The organism is Xanthomonas citri pv. citri (assembly GCF_000961215.1).
Lineage (GTDB): Bacteria > Pseudomonadota > Gammaproteobacteria > Xanthomonadales > Xanthomonadaceae > Xanthomonas > Xanthomonas cissicola.
This window is the reverse complement of record NZ_CP008998.1, coordinates 1,384,043-1,403,101: the sequence shown is the minus strand read 5'-3', so window position 1 is coordinate 1,403,101 and position 19,059 is coordinate 1,384,043. Positions and strand designations below refer to the sequence as shown.

Genomic DNA, 19,059 nt, shown 5'->3' with positions numbered 1-19,059 from the left:
GACGCACCGCCTGGCGTGAGTGCAGTCGGTTACGTGATCCCCTCAGGATTCCGTTGCCGTGGCGCCGGAGAGATCCAGCGTGGCCACCGTGCCCTGCCCGGCATTGGAATCCAGCTGCAGATGCCAGCCTAGGTGTTCGCACAAGCGTCCGATCAGTTCCAGCCCGATACCGCTCCCCTGGCGGACGTTGCCGCGCGCCAGGCGCGTGTAGATGGCGCTGATCTCTTCGGGCGTCATGCCATGGCCGGGGTCGGCAATGCAGACCACGCCGGGCGCCGACAGCGAGATGCGAATGATGCCGCGGTCGCTGTTTTCGATGGCGTTGCGCAGCAGGTTGCCGATGGCCGTCTGCACGATGGCGACCGGGGCGACCACGCTGCATGGCGGCAGCGGGGCCACGACCAGTTGCAGATCCTTGTCGGCGCACAGGTGCGTGTGGTCGGCCACGATGTCCGGCAGCAACTGATCCAGCCGCAACGCATCGCTGCTGCGCACCAGCCGGCCAGGATCTTTGGCCAGCACCAGCAGCAAGGTGATCAACTGCTCGACCGAGGTGCTGGTCTGCGCGATGCGCTGCAGCTGGTGGCGCACCGCCGGCGGCGTGCCGGGTTGGTCCAGCGCCAGCTCCACCGCATTGCCGATCACCGCGATGGGCGTGCGTAATTCATGGCTGGCGCTGTCGATGAAAGCCCGCTCACGGTCGACGAACTGGCTATTGCGCTCCAGATAATCGTTGAGCGCATCGGCAATCACGTACAGCTCGGCGCTGCCCTGTGGCCCTACCGCAATCTGCTGCGCGCGCTGCTCTGGACGCAACGCGCCGATGTCGCGCGCAAGTTCCACCAGCGGGCGCACCAGCCGCGCCATCGCATATGTGCCCATCAGCAAGGTGATGCCGATCAGCGCGATGCCAGCGGCCAGCATCCAGCGGGTCAGAAATTTTTCCAACGCTTCGAAATCGGTGATGTCCAGCACCAGGGCCAGGCGGCCGGCATGTGCGGTGTCGCGCACCATCACGGCACTCTGGCGGCCGGCGATCTCCAGACCGTCGTGCAAGCCGGGATGCAGGGTGCGCAAGACCGGCGGTGTGCGCGCGACGTCGTCGACCCGGTACAGCCGCAAGGTGTCCGAGTCCTGCCAGCGGTAATCCGGATCCTGCAGGCTGCGCTCGAGGATGCTGTCCAGTTCGGAATTCAGCAGCGAGCGCCACACGCCGTGTTCGGCACGTTCGTGCAGGTACTGCGCGGTGCCGAACACCGCCAGGGTCATCAACAGCGTGTAGCCGAACAACCACACCAGCACGCGGCGACCCAACGGGCGCTGTTTAGACATCGCTGCAGTCGCCAGCGCCAGGCGCATCGGCCGCATCCAGCTGCGCCAGCCGGTAGCCGAGCCGCGGCAAGGTATGGATCAATTTTTGCGCGAACGGGCCGTCCACACTGCGGCGCAACTCGTAGATATGCGAGCGCAGCATGTCGCCGTCGGGCGGGTCGTCGCCCCACAACGATTGCTCCAGGCGTTGCCGCGTCACCGCGGCCGGGCTGGCCTGCATGAGCACTTCCAGCAACTTGCGGCAGGCCGGATACAGATGCAGCACCTGTCCGGCGCGCGTCGCTTCCAGGGTGGCCAGATCCAGGCGCAGGTCGGCCACTTGCAGCAGTTTGCCGCGGCGACGGCCGTGCGCACGCGCCAGCAAGGCTTCGATGCGCACCTCCAGCTCGGGCAACGCGAAGGGTTTGGTCAGGTAGTCGTCGGCGCCGGCGCGGAAACCGGCGATCTTGTCCGGAAGTTCGTCGCGTGCGGTGAGCATGATCACCGGCAGTTCGGACTGGTGCTGCTCACGCAGCCGGCGCAGCACTTCCGGTCCATCCATGCGCGGCATCATCCAGTCCAGGATCAACGCGTCGTAATGCTGGGTGGTCGCCAGATGCAGGCCGGTGACGCCATCGGGCGCAGCGTCCAGGGTATGCCCGCGCGCTTCGAAATAGTCGAACAGGTTGGCAACCATATTGCGGTTGTCTTCAATGACCAGCAGCCGCATGAGCGGGTTTCCAGGACGGCCCGGCAGGCACGGTGTGCGCATCCTAACCGAGGCCGGCCAAACGCGACCGGCATCGCCGGTACGGCCTTCCAATCGGTTGCGCTCCAGCACCCGCGCACGGCGATGCCTGCGCTGCGATGCGCGATCATGCGGGCTCGGCTCCGACAAATTTCCGACCCACTTGCCAGATAGTGTCTGCCCGCATTTACTCAGGGCGTGCGCGTGTCGCCTGCCATCGCTGCCTCCTCATCCCGCCAGCGCGCGCTGCTGGTGGCGTTGCTGTTGATCGTTGTCAGCTTGCTGGCCGGGCTGGGCATGCGCCAACCCAATCCGCCGGACGAGCCGCGCTTCGTGCTGGCCGCGCGCACCATGGTCGAGACCGGTCAGTGGCTGCTGCCGCACCGTGGCAGCGAGTTGTACGCAGAAAAACCACCGGTCTTCATGTGGCTGCAGGCGGCAACCTACGAACTGATACCGCACTGGCCGGTGGCCTTCCTGCTGCCGTCGCTGCTGGCTGCGCTGGCCACGTTGTGGCTGACCTGGGATATCGCGCGCCGGCTATGGACTCGGCGCGTGGCGGGCTATGCGGTGCTGGCCTTGTTCACGGTGCTGCAGTTCGGCCTGATGGCCAAGCGTGCGCAGATCGATATGGTGCTGGTGGCGCTGACCACACTGTCGTTGTGGGGAATGCTGCGGCACCTGCTGCGCGGGCCGGACTGGCGCGCCTGGATGCTGGGCCTGTTCGCTGCCGGGGTCGGGACGGTGACCAAGGGCGTCGGTTTTCTGCCGCTGCTGCTGTTGTTGCCGTGGATGGCGCTGCGGCGTACGCATTGGAGCGTGTTGCCGGCGCGCGCGCTGGCAGGACGCAGCTGGGGACTGGTGCTGCCGGCTTTCGTGGCCGGTACCGCGGTGTGGCTGGGGCCGCTGGGCATCGCGCTGTGGCACAGCGACGCCCCGCAGCTGCATGCCTACGCGCACGAGCTGTTGTTCAAGCAGACCGGCACGCGTTATGCGCACGCCTGGCATCACGTCAAACCGTTCTGGTACTACCTGCAGGTGATCGCCACCTTGTGGCTGCCCGGCTGCCTGTTGTTGCCGTGGCTACTGCCGGCCTGGTGGCGGCGACTGCGCCGCGGCGACCCGCGCTATGTGCTGCTGCTGGCCTGGAGCGTGCTGGTGCTGCTGTTCTTCAGCGCCAGCCCGGGCAAGCGCGAGGTCTATATCTTCCCGATGCTGCCGGCGCTGTGCATTGCCGCGGCGCCGTTGCTGGCCGGGTTGTTGCGCCGGCGCGGCGTGCGAATGCTGCTGACCGGATATGTGCTGCTGCTTGCCGTTGCCGGGCTGGTGCTGGGTGGCGGCATTGCGCTGCATCTGCACTGGGCCGAAAACACTGCAGTGAAGCGCGGCATGGAGCTTGCCTCGCTGCAGTCGGTGGGTTTCTGGTTGATCGGCCTGGGCGTGGTCGGCCTGGCCGCGATTGCATGGTCGCGCGGTAAACGCGCGGGCGCCGCGCTGGTGGTAATGACCGCAACGCTATGGACGGTGTTCGGACTGGGGTTGATGCCGGCGCTGGATCCCTACAGTTCGTCCGCACGTCTGATGCAACGCGTGGGCCAGCGCATCGGCGCGGACGCAGAGCTGGGCATGCTGGCCTGGCGCGAGCAGAACCTGCTCCAGGCCGATCGCCCGGTGACCGATTTCGGCTTCAAGGCGAGCTGGCAGGACCAGTGGGCCAAGGCCGGCCCATGGCTTGCGCAAGCGCCGCACACCCGCTGGCTGTTCGTGCTCAAGCAGGCGGTGCCGGCGTGTATCGATCCGGCCCAACGCATCGATACCGGCGAGTCCAATCGCAATCAATGGCAGTTGCTGCCGGGCACGGCATGGCATGCCGGTTGCATCGCCACCGCGTCCGATGCCGAACAAACCGGTAGCGAAGGCGATGCAGACTGAACGCTTGGTGTCGGGTTAACGGCCGAGCAACCCCGGTCCGACCGCTTTCCGACATCCGGGTTTCGAAGATGTCGGGCATTGACACAGGCCGCCATCTCGATGACAACGCTTCCCATCCGTGCGCCGACCGTGGCGCATACCGCCAGCGGCATGCAGACGCACTTCCTTGTGCGCCATCTGTGGCTGCCCCTGGCCTGCGTTCTGTTGGCGAGCGCGCTGCTGATGGGCGCCGGTGGCGACCAATGGGTTGCCGATACGCTGTATCGGCTGGAAGGCGGGCACTGGCTACTCAAGGACCACTGGTTCACCAGTGGCGTGATCCACCGCGTGGGTAAATGGTTGAGCACGGCAGCCGGAGTCGGCGTGCTGGTGCTGGCCATTGTTGCGTGGTGCAGGCCACGCCTGAAGGTGTTGTGCTGGCCGCTGACCTACCTGGCCGCCTCTATCGCACTGTCGACCTCGCTGGTGTCGCTGCTCAAGTCGTGGACGGCGATGGACTGCCCGTGGGATCTGAGCCGCTATGGCGGTACGCAAGCGATGATCGGGCTATTCGAATCGCGCCACGGTATTGCCGCGTCCGGTTGCTTTCCCGCCGGCCATGCCAGTGCCGGCTATGCGTGGGTGGCGCTGTATTTTTGTGCGCTGGCGCTCCGTCCTGCATGGCGGTCTGCAGGTTTGTTCATAGGCTTGGCAGCAGGTCTCATTTTCGGTGTTGCGCAACAACTGCGCGGCGCGCATTTTCTCTCGCACGACCTGTGGTCGCTGGCGGTGTGCTGGGTGAGCGCACTGGCGCTGTACTGCGTGATGCTGCAAAAGCCGCGTCGCGCGCTTGGATTGATGTTGCCCTTGGGGGATGCAGCATGAGTACCTGGTTGCCGGAACCGCGCAAGCGTAGTGGCCTGCGCGCGCTGACATGGAGTACGCGGCCGACGGTGTCGACCGAAGCGCTGGTGCTGCTGTCGAGCCTGTTTTTTGCGTTGGCGTGCAATCAGTTGTTCTGGCGCACGGCCATGGCCACGCATCCGGGCAGCATCGGGTTTGCGATCTCGTTGATGGCGCTGCTGGTGGCCGTGCATGCGCTGCTCCTGGGCGTTTTGGTCTGGCGCTGGAATGCAAAGCCGCTGCTGACGCTGTTGCTGTTCACCACCGCCCTGGCCGCGCACTACATGGACAGCTACAACGTCTATCTGGATGCGGACATGCTGCGCAACGTGCTGCATACCGATCACAAGGAATCGCGCGAGTTGCTCACGCCGGGCCTGATCCTGCCGCTGGTGTGCTATTTCCTGATTCCGACCGCATTGCTGTGGCGCACGCGTTTGCGCGCACGCAGCGTGGGCAAGACGGTGCTGGCGCGATCGGGTTTCCTGCTGGTGGTGGCGGTGGTCGGCGCTGCCGGCGCCATGCTCTCCTCGCAGGATATTTCGGCATTGATGCGCAATCACCGCGAAGTGCGTTATTTGGCCACGCCGATCAATTACATCGTGGCATTGCGGCAAAACCTCAAATCAGAATCGCCGATCAAGCGCGCGCCCAAACAGCCGATCGAACACGACGCCACGGCAACACCGCGCGCGCCGGGGAGCCGCCCGCGCCTGTTGCTGGTGGTGCTGGGCGAAACCGCACGCGCGCAGAACTGGGGTCTCAACGGCTATGGCCGCCAGACCACGCCGGAGCTGGCGCAGGCAGGGGTGATCAATTTCCCCGACATGCATTCGTGCGGGACCAGCACCGAGGTCTCGGTGCCCTGCATGTTCTCCCCCTACGGCCGTCGCGATTACAACGAAGACATGATCCGTGGCCATCAGTCGTTCCTGCATGTACTGGAGCACGCTGGCATTTCGACGTTGTGGCGCGACAACCAGTCCGGCTGCAAGGGCGTGTGCGACGGGTTGGAGATCCAGAAGCTGGACGATGCCACCACACCAGGCCTGTGCGCCGATGGCCGCTGCATGGACGAGATCCTGCTGAGCGATCTGGCTGCACAGGTGCGCGCAAAACCTGGCGACCGCGTGGTGGTGCTGCATCAACTGGGCAGCCATGGCCCGAGCTACTTCGAGCGGTACCCGGCGCAATTCGAACGCTTCAAATCGGTGTGCAAGACCGCGGATCTGGGCAGCTGCGGCCGCCAGGACATCGTCAACGCCTACGACAATTCGATCCTGTACACCGACCATTTCCTCAATCAGGCCATCCATGCGCTGCGCGGCCTGCCGGACTACGACACAGCGATGATCTATCTCTCCGATCATGGCGAATCGCTCGGTGAAAAAGGCCTGTACCTGCACGGCGTCCCGTACGCCATCGCGCCCAAGGAGCAGACCCATGTGCCGATGGTGATGTGGTTCTCGCCCGAGTTCGCGCGCGATCGCGGCCTGGATGAAGCCTGCCTGCGCCACCGTGCAGGGCAATACACCGATCAGGATGCGCTGTTCCCATCCGTGCTTGGGTTGATGCAGGTCAAGACCAGCGTCTATGCGCCCGAGCGCGACCTGTTCGCCAAATGCACCGGCACCACGCTGCGCTGATCGCCAACGCCTGCCCCTGCCCGCCCCATCGCATGCGTGGCGGGCGCTGCCCCTTGCCCTGAAACCCGGCGCGCTCTAGCCTTCGGCGGACTTCACTGCAAGGACCACCCGTGAATCCTCGTTTGCTGTTGCTGGCATTGGCTGTGGCTACCGGCACCCTGAGCTTGTCGGCCTGCCGCCGGGATGCGGCACCACCGGACAAACCTGTCGCGACCAAGACCGCGCCGGCCGAAAGCGCCGACCAGTTCGTTGCGCGCATCAGCGCCGAATACAAGGCGGCCTATCCGGAAACCACCGCTGCGCAGTGGCTGTCGTCCACCTATATCAACGGCGATTCGCAGTTGCTGGCGGCCAAGGCCAACGAACGCTCGCTGGCGCAGCTGGATCGGTGGATCGAACAATCCAAGCAGTACGCCGGCACACCGATGTCGGCCGACAGTGCGCGTGCGCTGCAGTTGCTCAAATTGATGAGCGCCCTGCCCGCACCGCGCGACCCTGCCAAGCTGGCCGAACTCACCCGCATCGCCGCCAAGATGGAAGGCGATTACGGCGCCGGCAGCTATTGCGTGGGCGAAGGCGAGCAGCGCCGCTGCCGCCAGCTGGGCGAGTTGGAGCAAGTGCTGGCCAGCAGCCGCGACTACAACGAGCAACTCGACGCATGGCAGGGCTGGCACAGCACTGCGCAACCCATGCGCAAGGACTACCAACGCTTCGTCGAGCTGGCCAATGAGGGCGCACGCGGGCTGGGTTTCGCCGACGTCGGGGTGCTATGGCGCAGCGGCTACGACATGCCGCCGGCGCAACTGGCCAGCGAAACCGACCGCCTATGGGAACAGGTCAAACCGTTGTATGCGCAGTTGCAGTGCTATGCGCGCGGCAAACTCGACACGCAATACGGCAAAGACAAGGGCGAGGTCGCCGGCGGCCTGTTGCCGGCACATCTGATGGGCAATATGTGGCAGCAGGACTGGAGCAATCTGTGGGATCTGCTGCAGCCCTACCCGGGGGCCGGCGATCTGGACATCACCTCCGCGCTGGAAAAGCAGTACCAGGGCAACCTCACCGCAGTGCTGGCACGCAACGCCAGTGGCGATGGTGGCGCGGCCGCACGCTTCAACGCCGAACGCGAAGCGCAGCTGCGCACCGCCAAGCAGATGACCGAACGCGCGCAGGATTTCTACACATCGCTGGGCATGCCCAAGCTGCCGGACACCTATTGGCAGCGCTCGCAGTTCATCAAGCCGCTGGACCGCGACGTGGTGTGCCACGCCAGCGCCTGGGACATGAACATGGGCGGCGAGGCGAGCCAGAACATCGGCGCGGATGTGCGCACCAAGATGTGCATCAAACCGACCGAAGAAGACTTCACCACCATCTACCACGAGCTGGGCCACATCTATTACGACCTGGCCTACAACCCGTTACCGCCGCTGTTCCAGAACGGCGCCAACGATGGCTTCCACGAAGCGATCGGCGACACCATCGTGCTGGCGATGACGCCCAAATACCTGCAATCGATCGGCATGGTGGGCGAGCAACAGACCGGCCGCGAGTCGTTGATCAATTCGCAGATGCGCATGGCGCTGAGCAAGGTGGCGTTCCTGCCGTTCGGTTTGATGATCGACCGCTGGCGCTGGGGCGTGTTCGACGGCTCCATCACGCCCGAGCATTACAACCAGGCCTGGTGGGAACTCAAAGCCAAGTACCAGGGCGTGGCGCCGGTGAGCGCGCGCGGCGAAGAATTCTTCGACCCTGGCGCCAAGTACCACGTGCCGGGCAACACCCCGTACACGCGTTATTTTCTGGCGCATATCCTGCAATTCCAGTTCTACAAAGGCCTGTGCCAGGCCGCCGGCCATCAGGGGCCGCTGTACGAGTGCAGCTTCTACGGCAACAAGGACGCCGGGCAGAAGTTCTGGTCGATGCTGCAACGTGGTTCCAGCCAACCCTGGCAAACCACACTCAAGGAACTCACCGGCAACGACAAACTCGATGCCGGCCCGATGCTGGAATACTTCGCGCCGATGAGCGACTGGCTGAAGCAGCAGAACCAGGGGCAGATGTGCGGGTGGCAGGCAACGGCTGCCGCTCCGGTTACAACGAAAACTGCGCCTGCTGCAGCTCGTTGACACACATTGCCTTGTCGCTGAACGCGCTTCTGCGACCAGGCTCAATTGAGCTTGGTGCCGCCCTGCAACCGCTCGCTCAACCTGGTCTTGAACTGCTCGAACTCCATGCCGTCGGCACGGGCCTCCGCATGCGCGGCATCCTTGAGCGCATCCGAATAGGTCAGCCGCACCGGTGTGCCCTGGCGTTCGTGCAACTCGGCCGCGCGCATGATCAGCGCCAGCACCTGGGCGGCGCTGGTGCTTTCGCCGGCGATGCGGCCGTCCATGCCCAGCACCCATTCGCCGTCGCGGCGGACGATGCCGGCCAAGAGGGTGCGTTGCTGGTCGCGGAGTTCGGCATGCGGTTCGATCGGGGACACCGGCGCTGGATTGGCGGCGGCCTGGTTGCGCTGGCGCTCGGCGGCGCGCTTGCGGGCATCACGGCGCAACTTGGAATCGGTGGACATGCAGGCTCCTGTGAGGTCAGAGGTGGTCGGCCGGCTCCAGAGGCACTGCCTCGGTGGCCTGGCGGTGCCGTAGACGGCGGCCGCTGCGGCGCTCCCAGCGCCAGAATAGCCAGCCCAGCAAGAAAAAACCGGTCATGCCGATCGCCAGATGCCGCGGATGTTCACTCAGCAGCGGCGACAGCACCCCGGCCACCACCGTATTGGTCATCAACTGGGTGAAGGCCTGCAGAGAAGACGCCAGGCCGCGCTGCTGCGGGTACATGTCCAGCACCGCCAGCGCCAGGATCGGGAAGATCAGCGCCATGCCCACGCCGGCCAGGAAGATCGGCAGCACCGCCCACGGCAGCGCGATCTGCGTCACCGCAAAGGTATAGGCCAGATTGACCAGCGCCGCCACCCCGCAGCAAACGAAGCCGATGCGGATCTGCCGCACCGGCTGCATGCGCCCGGCCATGCGCCCGGACAGGAACGAGCCCAGCGTCATGCCACCGATGGTGGGAATGAACAGCCAGGCGAAATCGCCTTCGCCCAGCTTCAGGTGCTGCATGATCAGCACCGGCGCCGAGGCGATGTACAGGAAGATGCCGGCGAAGTTGAACGACCCGGCCGCGGCCAGGCGCTGGAAGCGCGGGTTGAAGCCGATGCGCACGTAATCCTGCAACAGGCGCCTGAACTGCAGCGGCGTACGCGCCTCCACCGGATGGGTCTCCGGCAGCCAGGTCAGGGTTGCGATGAGCAGCACCAGGCCGAACACCACCAGAAACCAGAAGATCAACGGCCAGCCGCCGCCACTGAGCAGGATCCAGCCGCCGATGATCGGCGCGATGGCCGGCGCAATCCCGAAGATCATCGATACCTGGCTCATCAGCCGCTGCGCGTCCGGACCATGGAACAGGTCGCGGATCACCGCCCGCCCGACGATCATGCCCACGCCGGCCGACAGGCCCTGCAGCGCGCGGAATGCCAGCAGCGTGGGCAAGTCTTGCGACAGTGCACATCCGATCGAGCCGGCGATAAACAAGGCCAGCCCGCCCAGGATCACCCGCTTGCGGCCCCAGGCGTCGGACAATGGCCCGTGCGCGATGCTCATCAGGCCATACGCCAGCAGATAGACGCTGATGGTCTGCTGGATCGCCACCTGGTCCACCGCCAGGCTGCGGCTAAGCTGCGAGAACGCCGGGAAGATGGTGTCGATCGAAAACGGGCCGAACATCGCCAGCCCGGCCAGCAGCAGCGCCATGCGACGGGTGGAAGGCGTGGTGGGGGGCATTCAGGGATCCGCGGCGGTAGTGCATGGAGTGCGCGCCGGCGTCCGCTTGTTGCGGCACCGGCATGCGCACACGGCCGCCGATGATAGGCGCTTGCGCCGGCAAGGTTAAGCAAACCCAAGTGCAGTCGGCAGGCAGACGGGTGCGCGCGGGCGCGCCGGGCAACCTGCAGCCACGCTATAATCGGCCCGCAACACGGTGGGAGAAGCGGCACTGCCGCTGCCGAAGGCGCAACAGCCCGTAATCGCTCAGGCCCGATACCATCCGCAGTACAACTCTGGAGAGACCGGCCGATGCCGGCGCCGAAGGGGCACGAAACGCAGGCAGGCCACGCGCCAGGCCGCGTTTTTAAACTCTCAGGCAAAAGGACAGAGGGGCGCGAGGAAGACCGCTGCTGCGGCAGGTCGTGGTGCGCGCATGCGCGTCATACCGGCCGTGGTGCGGGTCGACCATTCGTCTGCCCCTACCCCGGATGCCCGCCATGTCCCAGACCCCGTCTTCCCTGCGCGACCTCGAACACCACAGCGCGTTCGTCGAGCGCCATATCGGCCCCAACGACGCGGAAATCGCCCAGATGCTGGACGTGGTCGGCCATGCTTCGCTGGATGCGCTGACCGATGCCATCGTGCCGGGCAACATCAAGTCGCCGGCGCCGCTGGCGCTGCCCGAGGCGATCACCGAAGAAGAAGCGCTGGCCAAGATCCGCGCCATCGCCAGCAAGAATCAGGTGCAGCGTAATTTTATCGGCCAGGGCTATTACGGCACCCACACGCCGAAGGTCATCCTGCGCAACATCCTGGAAAACCCCGCCTGGTACACCGCCTACACGCCATACCAGGCTGAGATTTCGCAAGGCCGCATGGAAGCGCTGATCAACTTCCAGACCCTGTGCGCCGACCTCACCGGCATGCAGATCGCCAACGCCTCGCTGCTGGACGAAGCCACCGCCGCGGCCGAGGCGATGACCCTGGCCAAGCGCTCGGCCAAGTCCAAGTCCAACACGTTCTTCGTGCACGACGCAGTGCATCCCCAGACGCTGGAACTGCTGCGCACGCGCGCCGAGCCGCTGGACATCGTGCTGCGTGTCGGCACGCCGGAAGAAGCGCTGCAGGCCGAGTGCTTCGGGGTGCTGCTGCAGTACCCGGACAGCTTCGGTCATATCGGCGATCACGCTGCACTGGCCGATGCCGTGCACGCGCAAGGCGGCCTGGTCGCGGTGGCCACCGATCTGCTGGCGCTGACCCTGATCGCCGCTCCGGGCGAATGGGGCGCGGACATCGTGGTCGGCAACTCGCAGCGCTTCGGCGTGCCGTTCGGCTTTGGCGGCCCGCATGCAGCGTTCATGGCGTGCCGCGATGCCTACAAGCGCTCGATGCCCGGCCGTTTGATCGGCGTGTCGATCGATGCCGCCGGCAACCCGGCGTATCGCTTGACCCTGCAGACCCGCGAGCAACATATCCGCCGCGAAAAGGCCACCTCCAACATCTGCACCGCGCAGGTGCTGCTGGCGGTGATGGCGTCGATGTATGCGGTCTACCACGGCCCCGACGGCCTGGTGCGCATCGCGCGCCGCACCCATCGTCTGGCGGCGATCCTGGCGGCCGCACTGCGCAGCGCTGGCGTTTCCGTCGGCGATCGCTTCTTCGACACCTTGCACGTCAAGGCGATCGATGCCGATGCCATCCACGCCCGTGCGCGCGCGGCTGGCATCAACCTGCGCGCCATCGACAGCGAGGCGGTGGGCATCAGCCTGGACGAAACCACCACGCGCGCCGATGTGGTTGCGCTGGCGCAGCTGTTCGGTGCCACGGCCGATGTGGACGCGCTGGATGCGGCCACGGCCGATGCGCTGCCGCAAGGCCTGCTGCGCACCACCCCGTTCCTGACCCACCCGGTCTTCAACACCCACCACAGCGAGCACGAACTGCTGCGCTACATGCGCTCGCTGGCCGACAAGGACCTGGCGATGGATCGCACCATGATCCCGCTGGGCAGCTGCACCATGAAGCTCAACGCCACCGCCGAGATGATCCCGGTGACCTGGCCGGAATTCGGCGCCATCCATCCGCTCGCTCCGGCCGAGCAGTCCGCCGGCTACGCGCAGTTGATCGACGAACTCGAAGCGATGCTGGTCGAATGCACCGGCTACGATGCGGTGAGCCTGCAACCCAATTCTGGCGCGCAAGGCGAATACGCCGGCCTGCTGGCGATCCGCGCCTATCACCGTTCGCGCGGGCAAGCGCATCGCGATATCTGCCTGATTCCCGAATCGGCGCACGGCACCAACCCGGCTTCGGCGCAGATGTGCGGCATGACCGTGGTGGTGACCAAGTGCGATGCCAACGGCAATGTGGACGTGGATGACATCCGCGCCAAGGCGGAAAAATATTCCGACCGCCTGGCGGCGCTGATGATCACCTACCCGTCCACCCACGGCGTGTTCGAAGAAGACGTGGTGGCGATCTGCGAAGCGGTGCATGCGCATGGCGGCCAGGTCTATACCGACGGCGCCAACATGAATGCCCTGGTCGGCGTCGCCAAGCCCGGCAAGTGGGGCTCGGACGTGTCGCACCTCAACCTGCACAAGACCTTCTGCATTCCGCACGGCGGTGGCGGCCCGGGCGTGGGCCCGTGCGCGGTGAAGTCGCACCTGGCGCCGTACCTGCCTCGTGCCGGCATCCATGCCGGCGAAGGTCAAACTGCCGCCATCCATGGCGGCGGATTCAACTCCGAAAGCGGGAATGGACACTCCTCGCGCATCGGCGGCATGGTCAGCGCCGCGGCCTACGGTTCTGCCTCGATCCTGCCGATCAGCTGGATGTACGTGACCATGATGGGCAGCGCCGGCCTGCGCAAGGCCACGCAAGTGGCCTTGCTCAACGCCAACTACATCGCCAAGCGCCTGGCGCCGCACTACAAGACGCTGTACACCGGCCGCAATGGCCTGGTCGCGCACGAGTGCATCCTCGACGTGCGCCCGCTGGAGAAGACCAGCGGCATCGGCGCCGAAGACATCGCCAAGCGGCTGATCGACTTCGGCTTCCATGCACCGACGTTGAGCTTCCCGGTCGCCGGCACGCTGATGGTGGAACCGACCGAAAGCGAATCGCAGCACGAACTGGACCGCTTCATCGACGCGATGATCCAGATCCGCGAGGAGATCCGCGCCATCGAAGACGGCCGCCTGGACCGCGAAGACAACCCGCTCAAGCACGCGCCGCATACCGCAACGCAGGTGTCGGCCAGCGAGTGGACGCATGCCTACCCGCGCGAGCTGGCCGCGTTCCCGCTGCCCAGCCTCAAGCAGCAGAAGTACTGGCCGCCGGTGGCACGCGTGGACAACGTCTACGGCGACAAGAACGTGATGTGCGCCTGCATCCCGGTGGATGCGTACAAGGAAGACGCCGAGGCCTGATCGCCGCCCCCGCGACGGTTAACGAAACCCAGCCGGTAACACGGCTGGGTTTTTTGTTGCGCCGGGTGTGGATGCCAATGCGCGATGCACACCCCAGCGCACTGGCCGGCCGTTTTCCTGGCCTACACGTGCCATCGGGATGATGACGGACGCTTTCATCCCACAGCAGACCCTGGCGCATGCGTGAACTGAACTCCCTTGGTGCTTTTCTGGTGGCAGCCTGCCTGCTGGTTGGCTGCGCACCGCGCCGTCCCGGCGAGGTGCCGGCGCTGGTGCACGCGCCTGATGCGCGTGCCGAGGTGGTGCAGACAACGGCCGGCCCGGTGCGCGGTGTGGCCAGTGCACAGGGTCGGGCATTCCTGGGGGTGCCGTTCGCAGCGCCGCCCGTGGGTGAACTGCGCTTTCGCGCACCGCAACCGCCAGCCGCGTGGACGCAGGTCCGCGATGCCACCCAGGCCGGCCCGGCTTGTCTGCCGCGCTATCGCGTCGGGCAGAAGCACGTGTCCGAAGATTGCCTCACGCTGAATGTCTACGCACCGCCCGGCCCCGCACCGGCGCATCCACGCGCGGTGATGGTGTGGATCTATGGCGGCGCGCTGGAACTGGGCAGCAATGTCGACTACGACCTGAGCGCGTTGGCTGCGCGCCAGGATGTGATTGTGGTGGCGCCCAACTATCGGCTGGGCGTATTCGGTTTCTACGCGCATCCAGGCCTGCGTGGCGAAGGCGAAGGCGCCTATGCATTGCTCGACCAGCAGGCGGCCTTGCGCTGGGTGCAACGCAATATCGCCGCGTTCGGCGGCGATGCGCACAACGTCACCGTGTTCGGCGAATCGGCCGGTGCGTGGAGCATCTGTTATCAGCTCGCTTCGCCCGGCGCGGCGGGGTTGTTTCAACGCGCCATCCTGCAAAGCGGCAGCTGCCTGGCGAGCGATTCCAGCGTGCCGCAGCGCGAGGCAGAAAGTGGCGGCGTGCGTATGGCACAAAGCCTGGGCTGCGCGCACGCGCCCGATGCGGCCGCATGCCTGCGCGCACTGCCGGCCGACACGCTGGCCGATGCAGCACCACAACGCCGCGGACTGACCGGCAGCGATGCGTGGGCGCCGATGTCCGGTGGCCAGGCGTTGCCGCTGCCACCGGCCGCTGCAATCGCCAGCGGCCGGCATGTGCAGGTGCCGGTACTGATGGGCACCAATCGCGACGAAGGACGTCTGTTTGCGCAATTGCTGTCCTATATCGGCAAGCTCAACCTGCGCAGCGGTTATGAAGCGCGCGTGCAACGCATGCATGCCTCGCCTGCCCCGGTCCTGAGGCAATACGCAGCCGTTGCCGCACAATCGCGCTGGGAGGCGTTCGCCGACATCGTGACCGATGGTGGCTTCGCCTGCCCCACACGCCGGCTGGGACGGGCCTTGCGCACGCATGCGCCGGTGTATGCCTACGAGTTCGACGACCCGCACGCGCCGTACGGTCTGTTACGCCTGCCGTTTTCGCCTGCATTGGGCGCTTTCCATGCCTCTGAACTGGTATATCTGTTTCAGCGCCCGTGGGTGCTCAGTGGCAAGCCGCAGTTCAGTCCGGCGCAGCAGGCGTTCGCCAATACGCTGCAGGATTACTGGGGTGCGTTCGCACGCACTGGCGACCCCAACGGCGGCGGGCGGCCGCCGTGGTCGCTTTTTGACGGCGACACGCCGCTGACGCTGTCGCCGCAGAGGATCGGCGCAACGCCCGACTTCGTGCAGCGTCATCGTTGTGCGTTCTGGGATGCGCATGCAGACACTGCGACAACATCGGTGCAGCCATCGTCGCAGTGACAAGGCCACCGATGTAACGGTCATCACCCTCATTCCAACGCGGCAGGAACCCGTCATGTCCGAATCGTCTTCCCCTTCCTGCGCGCAGGTGCGCCTGCGCAACGGGCGTCGCGTGCCCGCGTTGGGTCTGGGCTCCTGGAACCTGGGCCAGGGCCGGCATGCGCCCGAGCAGGAAATCCAAGCGCTGCAACTCGGGCAGCAATTGGGCATGCAGCTGATCGACACCGCCGAGATGTATGGCAATGGCCGCTCGGAGCAATTGATCAGCCAGGCCATCGGCCGCACGCAACCGCCCTACGTGGTGTCCAAGGTGTTGCCCAGCAATGCCAGCGCGCGCGGGATTGCGCGTGCCTGCGAAGCCAGCCTGCAACGGCTGGGAGTGCGCACATTGGACCTGTACCTGTTGCACTGGCGTGGCGGCAGCGATCTGGCCGAAGTGGTGGACGCGTTCGAAGCGCTACGCGATGCCGGCAAGATCCGCGATTGGGGCGTGTCTAACTTCGACGTCGATGACATGGAGGAGCTCTGGGCAATCGATGGCGGCCCGCATTGCCTGGTCAACCAGGTGCTGTACCACGCTGGCAGCCGCGGCATCGAATTCGACCTGCTGCCCTGGTGCGCCGCGCACGAGGTAGCCGTGATGGCGTATTCGCCGCTTGGCAGCCGCGCGTTGCTGGATCATCCGGTCTTGCACGCCATCGGCCAGCGTCGTGGCGTTGCGGCCACTGCGGTGGCGCTTGCGTGGGCCATCCGCAGCGGCAATGTCATCGCCATTCCCGAATCCGGAACGCCGGCGCATGTGCGTGCCAATGCCGCTGCCTGCACGCTGCAATTGCACGCAGACGATCTTGCCGAAATCGATCGTGCGTTCGCGCCGCCTACGCGCAAACAGCCCTTGGATCTGCTGTAAATGGCGCAATGGTCGCGTTCGCTGCCTCGCGAGTGCATGGCTATGTGCAACGCGTGACCGATGCAACATCCAACTGCGACATGGTGCAATGTTCGCTGCGCATGTGAGTATTCGTTCGCATACAGACACATGCAATTAACAGCGCCACTCCCAGGCTTTATTGATCAGCCCGCATCCCAAGCCCGCCTACAGTGGAGTCCCCATGGCCAAGTCCCCCAGTAAATCCGCGCAGGTTCCCGCCGTCTCACCTGCTGCAAGCGCCACGCCCGATGTGTCGCGCGGTACTGGCGATGAGTTGCACCAGAAGGCCGGCGGTACGCATCCGCAACTGACTACCAACCAGGGCATTCCGGTTGGCGACAACCAGAATTCGCTGCGCGCAACGCCGCGTGGCCCGACGTTGCTGGAAGATTTCATCCTGCGGGAAAAGATCACCCACTTCGATCATGAGCGCATCCCCGAGCGCATCGTGCATGCGCGCGGCAGTGCCGCGCACGGCTATTTCGAGCTGACCAAGTCGCTGAGCCAGTACACCACCGCCAAGATCTTTACCGAGGTTGGCGAAAAAACCCCGTTATTCACCCGTTTTTCCACTGTCGCAGGCGGCGCCGGCTCGGTGGATACGCCGCGCGATGTGCGCGGGTTCGCGGTGAAGTTCTACACCAAGGAAGGCAACTGGGATCTGGTCGGCAACAACATCCCGGTGTTCTTCATCCAGGATGCGATGAAGTTCCCGGACCTGATTCATGCGGTGAAGATGGAGCCGGATCGCGGTTTCCCGCAGGCCGCCAGTGCGCATGACACGTTCTGGGATTTCATCTCGCTGACGCCCGAATCGATGCACATGATCATGTGGGCGATGAGCGACCGCACCATTCCGCGTTCGCTGCGCACGATCGAAGGGTTCGGTATTCATAGCTTCCGTTTCCTCAATGAGAAAGGCGAGAGCACCTTCGTCAAATTCCATTGGCGTCCCAAGCTAGGCCTGCAATCGACCATCTGGGACGAGGCGGTCAAGATCGCCGGTGCCGATCAAGACTTTCACCGTCGCGATCTGTTCGAAGCGATCCAGAGAGGCGACTTTCCGGAGTGGGAACTGGGCGTGCAGCTGTTCACCGAAGCGCAGGCAGAAACCTTCCCCTTCGATCATCTCGACTCGACCAAGGTCATTCCGGAAGAGTTGATACCGTTGCAGATCGTCGGCCGCATGGTGCTCGACCGCTGGCCGGACAATTTCTTCGCCGAAACCGAACAGGTTGCCTACTGCCCGGCCAATATCGTGCCCGGCATCGACTTCAGCAACGACCCGCTGCTGCAAGGTCGGTTGTTCTCGTATCTGGACACGCAACTGAGCCGCCTGGGCGGGCCCAATTTCCACCAGATTCCGATCAATGCACCCAAGTGCCCGTTCGCCAACAACCAGCGCGACGGCCACATGCAGATGGGTGTGCCGAAGGGCCGCGTCGCTTATGAGCCCAGCTCGCTGCAGGCCGATGCGCCGCGCGAAGCGCTGCGTGGCTTCCCCAGCCACGCAACCCCGGCCGAAGAAGGCGCCAAGGGCCGTGTGCGTGCAGAGAGCTTTGCCGATCATTACAGCCAGGCGCGCCTGTTCTTCCGTAGCCAGACCGCACCGGAACAGGCGCACATCGCCTCGGCATTGGTGTTCGAACTGTCGAAGGTGGAAACCGCCCATGTGCGCGAGGCCATCGTGGGTCATTTACGCCATATCGACCAGGAGCTGGCGCAACGTGTGGCCGATGGCATGGGCATGACCGCCCTGCCGCCAGCACCGCCGGCTGCCGTGGCGCCGATCGACATGCCGCTCTCGCCTGCCTTGCAGGTCATCGGCAAGATGAAGGACACCTTGAAAGGGCGCACGGTGGGCATCCTGATTCACGACGGCTCGGACGCAGCGGCGATCAAGGCCGTACGCAAGGCGGCCGAAGCTGCGGGCGCGACGGTCAAGATCGTTGCGCCCAAGCTCGGCGGCGCCAAGCTCAACGACGGCAAGCAGTTGGCCGCCGACGGGCAGCTGGCGGGGACGCCCTCGGTGGTGTTCGACGCGGTGGCGGTGCTGCTGTCCTCGGAAGCGGCCAAGCTGCTGACACGCGAATCGGCGGCGCTGGATTTCGTGAGTTTTGCCTGGGCGCATCTGAAGGCCATCGCGTTCGACGAAGGTGCGCAGTTGTTGTTGAAGGCCGGCAACGTCGGCAAGGATGCGGGCGTCGTTCCCGCCGCCGATACCAAGGCATTCATTGCCGCAGCAAAAACCCGCCAGTGGGCACGCGAGCCGAAGGTGCGCATGCTGGCGTAGCCGCCCTAGGGAAGGCCCGATCACCCGGTTGAAAACCGAGGGGAGCCACATCCGCGCTGGCGGCACCACGCAACCCGGTTTTCGCCGCTACCGCGCGTTTGCGCGGTAGCGGTGGGTTACGCCCCCCATTTCCACGGCAGGGGTCAGCTGTTTCGCTTTAGCCACCGCTTCGATCGCGCAAGCAGCATGCGCATCTAAGCAATGTTCGTCACCAAGCCGCGATAGCACCCTGACGTGAGCGACG

General features: G+C 65.3%; 12 protein-coding genes and 1 riboswitch. Of the genes, 8 read left to right on the top strand and 4 right to left on the bottom strand.

Annotated elements, in window-relative coordinates:
• Positions 1-42: 42 nt before the first annotated feature.
• Both AMD14_RS06720 and AMD14_RS06715 read right to left on the bottom strand, forming a co-directional pair.
• Positions 43-1,359: a sensor histidine kinase gene (locus AMD14_RS06720; RefSeq protein WP_015472407.1), complete on the bottom strand. Its 1,317-nt coding sequence runs from the start codon at positions 1,357-1,359 to the stop codon at positions 43-45.
• A complete protein-coding gene (locus AMD14_RS06715) occupies positions 1,325-2,041 on the bottom strand; it encodes a response regulator transcription factor (protein ID WP_003484375.1) in 717 nt (238 codons plus the stop codon). Before AMD14_RS06715 ends, AMD14_RS06720 begins: the two co-directional genes overlap by 35 nt.
• Before the next feature lie 216 nt (positions 2,042-2,257).
• Here AMD14_RS06715 and AMD14_RS06710 point away from each other — a divergent pair, with 216 nt between their 5' ends.
• The 4 genes from AMD14_RS06710 to AMD14_RS06695 all read left to right on the top strand — a co-directional run bounded on the left by AMD14_RS06710 (position 2,258) and on the right by AMD14_RS06695 (position 8,648).
• Positions 2,258-3,991, top strand: a complete 1,734-nt coding sequence (locus tag AMD14_RS06710) for an ArnT family glycosyltransferase (RefSeq protein WP_040107587.1) — start codon at positions 2,258-2,260, stop codon at positions 3,989-3,991.
• A gap of 99 nt (positions 3,992-4,090) precedes the next feature.
• Positions 4,091-4,855 (top strand): phosphatase PAP2 family protein, encoded by a 765-nt coding sequence (locus AMD14_RS06705; RefSeq protein ID WP_011050785.1) that lies wholly within the window; start codon positions 4,091-4,093, stop codon positions 4,853-4,855.
• On the top strand, positions 4,852-6,519 hold the full coding sequence (locus tag AMD14_RS06700; RefSeq protein WP_011050784.1) for a phosphoethanolamine transferase: 1,668 nt from the start codon (positions 4,852-4,854) through the stop codon (positions 6,517-6,519). The genes AMD14_RS06705 and AMD14_RS06700 overlap by 4 nt, the downstream gene beginning before the upstream one ends.
• 110 nt (positions 6,520-6,629) lie before the next feature.
• Positions 6,630-8,648 (top strand): M2 family metallopeptidase, encoded by a 2,019-nt coding sequence (locus tag AMD14_RS06695; RefSeq protein WP_011050783.1) that lies wholly within the window; start codon positions 6,630-6,632, stop codon positions 8,646-8,648.
• 41 nt (positions 8,649-8,689) lie between these two features.
• Here AMD14_RS06695 and AMD14_RS06690 read toward each other — a convergent pair whose 3' ends face one another.
• Together AMD14_RS06690 and AMD14_RS06685 are read right to left on the bottom strand one after the other, a co-directional pair.
• The gene (locus tag AMD14_RS06690) at positions 8,690-9,094 is read right to left on the bottom strand and encodes a hypothetical protein (protein ID WP_003484384.1); all 405 of its coding nucleotides are present in this window, start codon (positions 9,092-9,094) and stop codon (positions 8,690-8,692) included.
• 16 nt (positions 9,095-9,110) lie between these two features.
• A complete protein-coding gene (locus AMD14_RS06685) occupies positions 9,111-10,364 on the bottom strand; it encodes a multidrug effflux MFS transporter (protein WP_005915613.1) in 1,254 nt (417 codons plus the stop codon).
• Positions 10,365-10,629: 265 nt separating this feature from the next.
• Positions 10,630-10,744: riboswitch (glycine riboswitch) on the top strand.
• 90 nt (positions 10,745-10,834) lie between these two features.
• On the opposite strand from AMD14_RS06685, the gene gcvP reads away from it, so the two are divergent.
• The 4 genes from gcvP (at position 10,835) to AMD14_RS06665 (ending at position 18,815) form a co-directional block, all read left to right on the top strand.
• The gene (gcvP, locus tag AMD14_RS06680; protein WP_026006927.1) at positions 10,835-13,777 is read left to right on the top strand and encodes an aminomethyl-transferring glycine dehydrogenase; all 2,943 of its coding nucleotides are present in this window, start codon (positions 10,835-10,837) and stop codon (positions 13,775-13,777) included.
• Between the two features lie 179 nt (positions 13,778-13,956).
• Complete coding sequence (locus AMD14_RS06675; RefSeq protein WP_011050781.1) at positions 13,957-15,591, top strand: carboxylesterase/lipase family protein; 1,635 nt, start codon at positions 13,957-13,959, stop codon at positions 15,589-15,591.
• 55 nt (positions 15,592-15,646) lie between these two features.
• The gene (locus AMD14_RS06670) at positions 15,647-16,501 is read left to right on the top strand and encodes an aldo/keto reductase (protein ID WP_011050780.1); all 855 of its coding nucleotides are present in this window, start codon (positions 15,647-15,649) and stop codon (positions 16,499-16,501) included.
• A 202-nt stretch (positions 16,502-16,703) separates the two neighbouring features.
• Positions 16,704-18,815: a catalase gene (locus tag AMD14_RS06665; RefSeq protein WP_011050779.1), complete on the top strand. Its 2,112-nt coding sequence runs from the start codon at positions 16,704-16,706 to the stop codon at positions 18,813-18,815.
• Positions 18,816-19,059: the final 244 nt, after the last annotated feature.

Bases quoted from the DNA above. Each gene is read 5' to 3' on its own strand.
- AMD14_RS06720 (WP_015472407.1), bottom strand. From the start codon at position 1,359: ATGCGCCTGGCGCTGGCGACTGCAGCGATGTCTAAACAGCGCCCGTTG.
- AMD14_RS06715 (WP_003484375.1), bottom strand. From the start codon at position 2,041: ATGCGGCTGCTGGTCATTGAAGACAACCGCAATATGGTTGCCAACCTG.
- AMD14_RS06705 (WP_011050785.1), top strand. From the start codon at position 4,091: ATGACAACGCTTCCCATCCGTGCGCCGACCGTGGCGCATACCGCCAGC.
- AMD14_RS06700 (WP_011050784.1), top strand. From the start codon at position 4,852: ATGAGTACCTGGTTGCCGGAACCGCGCAAGCGTAGTGGCCTGCGCGCG.
- AMD14_RS06690 (WP_003484384.1), bottom strand. From the start codon at position 9,094: ATGTCCACCGATTCCAAGTTGCGCCGTGATGCCCGCAAGCGCGCCGCC.
- AMD14_RS06685 (WP_005915613.1), bottom strand. From the start codon at position 10,364: ATGCCCCCCACCACGCCTTCCACCCGTCGCATGGCGCTGCTGCTGGCC.
- gcvP (WP_026006927.1), top strand. From the start codon at position 10,835: ATGCCCGCCATGTCCCAGACCCCGTCTTCCCTGCGCGACCTCGAACAC.
- AMD14_RS06675 (WP_011050781.1), top strand. From the start codon at position 13,957: ATGCGTGAACTGAACTCCCTTGGTGCTTTTCTGGTGGCAGCCTGCCTG.
- AMD14_RS06670 (WP_011050780.1), top strand. From the start codon at position 15,647: ATGTCCGAATCGTCTTCCCCTTCCTGCGCGCAGGTGCGCCTGCGCAAC.
- AMD14_RS06665 (WP_011050779.1), top strand. From the start codon at position 16,704: ATGGCCAAGTCCCCCAGTAAATCCGCGCAGGTTCCCGCCGTCTCACCT.